Here is a 4,325-nt window from a genome sequence, read left to right on the forward strand (position 1 = left end):
TCACGCTGGCCGCGCTCGTCTCTTTCAATGGCTTGAGCGCGCCCCGAGACGACGAAAAAAAATCGCGGATAATTAGAATTATCGATACATCTTCAAAAAAATTCCGCTGTTACTGTGACCCCGACCGCCTGGGGTTGTCATGATTCTGAGCATTCGCTCCACAGGTCCGCCTTGCGTCTTCCCGTCTGCCGTTCATCCCACGCGTAGCGCGATCCTGATAGGTCCTGACTGGGCTGAGCGGCAGGCGGGAAGACGCACCCGCCCTCGACCAGAGTGCCGGCCGATTCGGACCCGTCATCCCGGAGTCGTGAGGCCCCCGCCGGAGGCAATGCCTTGGATCTACTGAAAGACACCGAGAGCGGGCGCGGGCGGTGAACGGCCGGAGGCCGCATGCGCACGTCCGCGCCGCGCGCCGAAGGCGCGCCTTGATCCATTAGAGCTCAACTCGGCAAAGAGGGAGTCGAACTGATGACCTTCTCATTACGAGGACGACCTACAGCGTCACATCCGCTCTCTACCTGCGCGTTTGGCAACACGGCCATCCGCATCGAGCGTGAGATTCCCGTCAGTATCCACAGTTTCGTGCCACGGATGATGCCACGCAGAGCACCGGAAGCTGACCGCGTGGCCTTGCCTCTGGTCGGAACGACAGCGTTACAGGAGGTGTCAAACAGTTGCTTTGGGCGACCATGTGATGCATAGCCTCACGGGATGACAGGAGCCCCGAGCAACCGACCGCACGAAAGCCAGCCGAGCAGCCAGGCTGGGCGACACACGGCACCGCCGATTCCGAATTCGAACCCCCTGGTGGCAGGTGGCATCGCCCTGAGGCAACGGCCGACCACTCAGCCGCCGCCCCTCACAGCCAATGGCGGTGGTGATCCTGTCACCGTGGCCGTCTGATTCCGCGACGGCGGTCCCGCAGCCTCTTGGGTCACCTGCGGATCGGCTGTCGGTCGAGCGGTGGCAAGAGTTATGTCCGCCGATCCTGGAAGAACTTGACGGCAGGCCCTTTGCTCGCTGCTCATTGCAATCTATGCTCCTGGGCAAGTAAGAGCTCGGCAAGCCGGGCTGCATTGTCTCTGGTAGCTCTGAACTACCGGCCGGGGGGCCTCATGGATGGATTAGTGTTTGGTGTTGGCCTTCTCTGCTTTAGCCTGGAATCCGAAAGCACGACTGATCGGCAAAGTGATATCGCAAGAGCGGTCGACCTCCCAGGCGTCGATCTTGTGCAGTGCTGGTTCGATCAAAGTCGCACCGAAGACACTGAGGCCCGGAAGCTGCTGACGTTACCCAGGTCGGTCTCGGCTAGTGTGCCTGCGTCCGGACTAGTGCTCATGCGCATCAACGTGAGCCACGAGAAGCAGCGAGAATATCTGAGGGAAAGTGAACCAGATACCGGCACCGAAGATTTCGAACTCTCCATTCGGTATGGCCCTCTGTATCCAACGGCCTTCGCGGCCTGCGTTAACGGATCGCCAGCCGCCAGAGGATCGCATGCTCTCCGAGTGGTTGCTGGTCATTTGGACGAGTGGTGGAGAAGCAAACAAGTCACGGAGCGCACGAATGTCAACCTCCACAGCGCGGACCTCTTCCCGTTTCCCCTTGATGCAATTCTGGTAGCCGAAGAGCACCAACAGCAGCGTTTCGGTAAGACGGCAACGACGCTGACCCCGGTCAGGCTGGACAGCTTCGCATACTCGACAGACAGTTTCTCAGATCGCCAGTTGGATGCATTGTGGCATCTCCAGAAGGCAATGCAGTATGAGACATCTCACCTGATTTACGAATACATGCTGGCGCAGGATCGGAGGACTAACGCTCATGGAGTGAGAGCCAGCGCCAAGGAGTTAATAGAGTTTCATACCGACCGCCAGTTGGCTAGCAAGCTGAAGCGACTCTTTCGCGGGGGTCAGGCGCAGGATTTATCGCTACTTGTCCTCGACGCCAGGAAGATCACAAGTGATCACGATCTGTTCCACAAGGAGGTACTTCTGCAAACTCAATTGCATGCCGAGCTTGTAGCTTTCACAGACATCGCCGACCTTGTGGCAAGCTGGAATTTTGAAGCGGAGTTGGTTTACGCCGAGCACGCGGCGGACGTGATGGAAGCATTAAGGAGAAGTGACTTCCAAGTCTATATGGCAGCGCTTGTTGCTAGCCTAGCGGCCATCCTCACTCTTCTCACCCGAATCCTGTAGCAACAGAGCCGAGATCCGAAGCCGCCAATCCATGCGCTAGGCGATTCAGTCCCGGCCGTACCAGAACGGCTGCCGCGCCGGCGCCGATCCGCGTGACAGGTACGGATCCAGCACGCTGACCAGCTGCTGTGGGGTGAGCTGCGCGAGGAGCCACTCGGCCATGCAAGCCTCGTTGCAGAACATCTGCACAGGTGCGTTGCTGCCGGTCTCCGGCCTCCAGCGGACCAAACGCGGACCCTCAGCATCCTCCCGGACGAGGTCGTCGCCGCACGCGGGGCAAGTCTCTTCGTTGGGCTCAGCCATGGCAGCGCAGTGTAGCGCCGAGCGGCACATGGATTTTAGAGCTCGGCGGCTTCGATGACGACAGTCCTCGCGGTGGCACACGAAGCCGGAGGAACACTTAGCTTGGTGGAGTTGGTCAATGCTGTTGGCTGAGGCGGCAGCAGCCGGCGCAGCCGCGGTTCGACCTCCCAGCTGGGGACGAGCTCGACCTTTGATCGCACGGCCCGGCGAGGTGCCCGTCTGCAACAGTCGGCGAATGTGGGGACATAGCTGCTAGCGGCGCCGGTTGTCCCTGGCTGCCTGCCGTGCCCGCCGTACGAGCTGCAGTTGCTCTGAGCGGTACCAGTAACGGCCCGTGCTGTCGCGGTAGGCAGGGATCCGCTCGGTCGCCGCGAGCCGTTGTGTCGAGCGGATGCTGGTGCCGAGGATCAGCGCGGCCGCCGCCGTGTCGACGTAACCGTCGGGTGGGCTCACTGCTGGTGGAACGTTGCGCTGGCGTCGTGGCCGGCTGCGGGCGAGCTCTCGAAGGGGCAACTGCGCGGACAGATGGCCCGCGAACTCCTCGACGCCCACGTCGCCGGACGCGTCGAGGTGGCGATCGGCCGCGCCTCCGACTACTTCGGACCCCGCGGCGGCGCGCAATCTCGGCGACCGCGTCTTCCCGGCCGGCCTGGCCGGCAAGACCGCCACCGTGCTCGGCGATCCCGACCAGCCACACACCTACACCTATATTCCCGACATCGGTGAAGCGCTCGCCGTACTCGGTGAACACCCCGACGCCACTGGCCAGGTGTGGCACATCCCGAACGCCCCGGACACTCGCAGTGCATGACAGTTGGTGGACCTCATCTATCAGTACGCCGGGACAAGCTACTGATGGCTCTCCCGTGGCTGAGGTTCACCGTCATGATGCTGTCGCCATGGGCAGCTCCGCTGCTGCTGCCGTGGCGCCACTACTCAGCAACGGAACTAGTCACGGCCGGAGTGGACATCCGAACTGTCGCCGGCCGAATCGGTCACGGAGGTGGCGGTACAACTACCTTGAGGGTCTATGCGGCATGGGTTCCCGAATCAGACAAGAGAGCCGCCAGTCTCCTCGCTCAGCGCATGCCCCGCCCCGGGAGACCAACCGACTCCTGAACTGTGATGGCAACTGTTGGCGCTCCAGCGAGGAGGAGGCTGGGGTAGAACCCCACCGATCAGCTTCCCCCGGGCCTCCAGTGGCGGCGCGGCTCTATTGACCGATCTCATCTATGTAGAACTCGCTTGGGATGAATCCAGCACCGAGCGACCAGGCTGCTTTGTCAGCGAGTCGGATTATTGCTGCGTCAACGTCAGCCATGGTCGCTCGGAAAAGGTCCGGCTTGCTGCCGGTGAGACCGGCGCGGACTAGTGGATGCTGCTCGCCATCGCGGACGACCTCTGCGTCCAGCTCCGCCGCCGTAACCGCTCGATAGCTGTCCATCGACGGTTCGGTGACAGAGAGGTGGACCACACCAAGCGACACAAAACTGGCGCGCTGCTGCCTCCTCTCGTATGCGGAGGCCTTGGCGTTAGCGACTTCCTCCTGCGCCGACGGTTGGGACACTGGCAACTCGGCCCTGGCCAGCAGCCGCTCGACTTCAGCGTCGTCTGAAGCACCTTCTCGTTCGCGGCCCGTCCGTTTGAGGTTCTCGAACGTGGCCTCGACGAGCCGCAGGTACTCGAATCGTTCAGAGGCAGCGCCATACGCGGCAGCGCCGAGCCCGAGCAGATCTTCGAAGATTGGCTTGAGTAAGTTGTGGACGTAGGGCTGGGATCGAGCCAGGCCCAGAGTGTGGTTCGGCGTTAGGTACTGGGCGA

5 protein-coding genes are annotated in these 4,325 nt (G+C 61.8%); 2 read left to right on the plus strand and 3 right to left on the minus strand.

Translation table 11 applies throughout. The features are described 5' to 3' along the window. Positions 1 to 1,337: 1,337 nt before the first annotated feature. A complete protein-coding gene (locus VFG33_RS18645; RefSeq protein WP_325054170.1) occupies positions 1,338 to 2,201 on the plus strand; it encodes a hypothetical protein in 864 nt (287 codons plus the stop codon). A gap of 45 nt (positions 2,202 to 2,246) precedes the next feature. Here the strand turns inward: VFG33_RS18645 and VFG33_RS18650 are convergent, their stop codons facing one another. Next, complete coding sequence (locus tag VFG33_RS18650; RefSeq protein ID WP_325054171.1) at positions 2,247 to 2,504, minus strand: hypothetical protein; 258 nt, start codon at positions 2,502 to 2,504, stop codon at positions 2,247 to 2,249. Positions 2,505 to 2,756: 252 nt separating this feature from the next. Beyond that, entirely contained in the window at positions 2,757 to 2,957 is a 201-nt protein-coding gene (locus VFG33_RS18655; RefSeq protein WP_325054172.1) for a hypothetical protein, read from the minus strand. A 13-nt stretch (positions 2,958 to 2,970) separates the two neighbouring features. Here VFG33_RS18655 and VFG33_RS18660 point away from each other — a divergent pair, with 13 nt between their 5' ends. Next, positions 2,971 to 3,315 carry a Rossmann-fold NAD(P)-binding domain-containing protein gene (locus VFG33_RS18660; protein ID WP_325054174.1) on the plus strand — a complete coding sequence of 115 codons (345 nt, stop codon included), beginning with the start codon at positions 2,971 to 2,973 and terminating at the stop codon, positions 3,313 to 3,315. Between the two features lie 402 nt (positions 3,316 to 3,717). Here the strand turns inward: VFG33_RS18660 and VFG33_RS18665 are convergent. Beyond that, positions 3,718 to 4,325, minus strand: a 608-nt coding sequence (locus VFG33_RS18665) for a hypothetical protein (RefSeq protein ID WP_325054175.1), incomplete at its 5' end; no start/stop codon positions are given.

The organism is Kribbella sp., from assembly GCF_035687465.1.
GTDB lineage: Bacteria > Actinomycetota > Actinomycetes > Propionibacteriales > Kribbellaceae > Kribbella.

Coding starts and splice junctions, on each gene's coding strand:
- VFG33_RS18650 (WP_325054171.1), bottom strand. CDS start 2,504: ATGGCTGAGCCCAACGAAGAGACTTGCCCCGCGTGCGGCGACGACCTC.
- VFG33_RS18645 (WP_325054170.1), top strand. CDS start 1,338: ATGCGCATCAACGTGAGCCACGAGAAGCAGCGAGAATATCTGAGGGAA.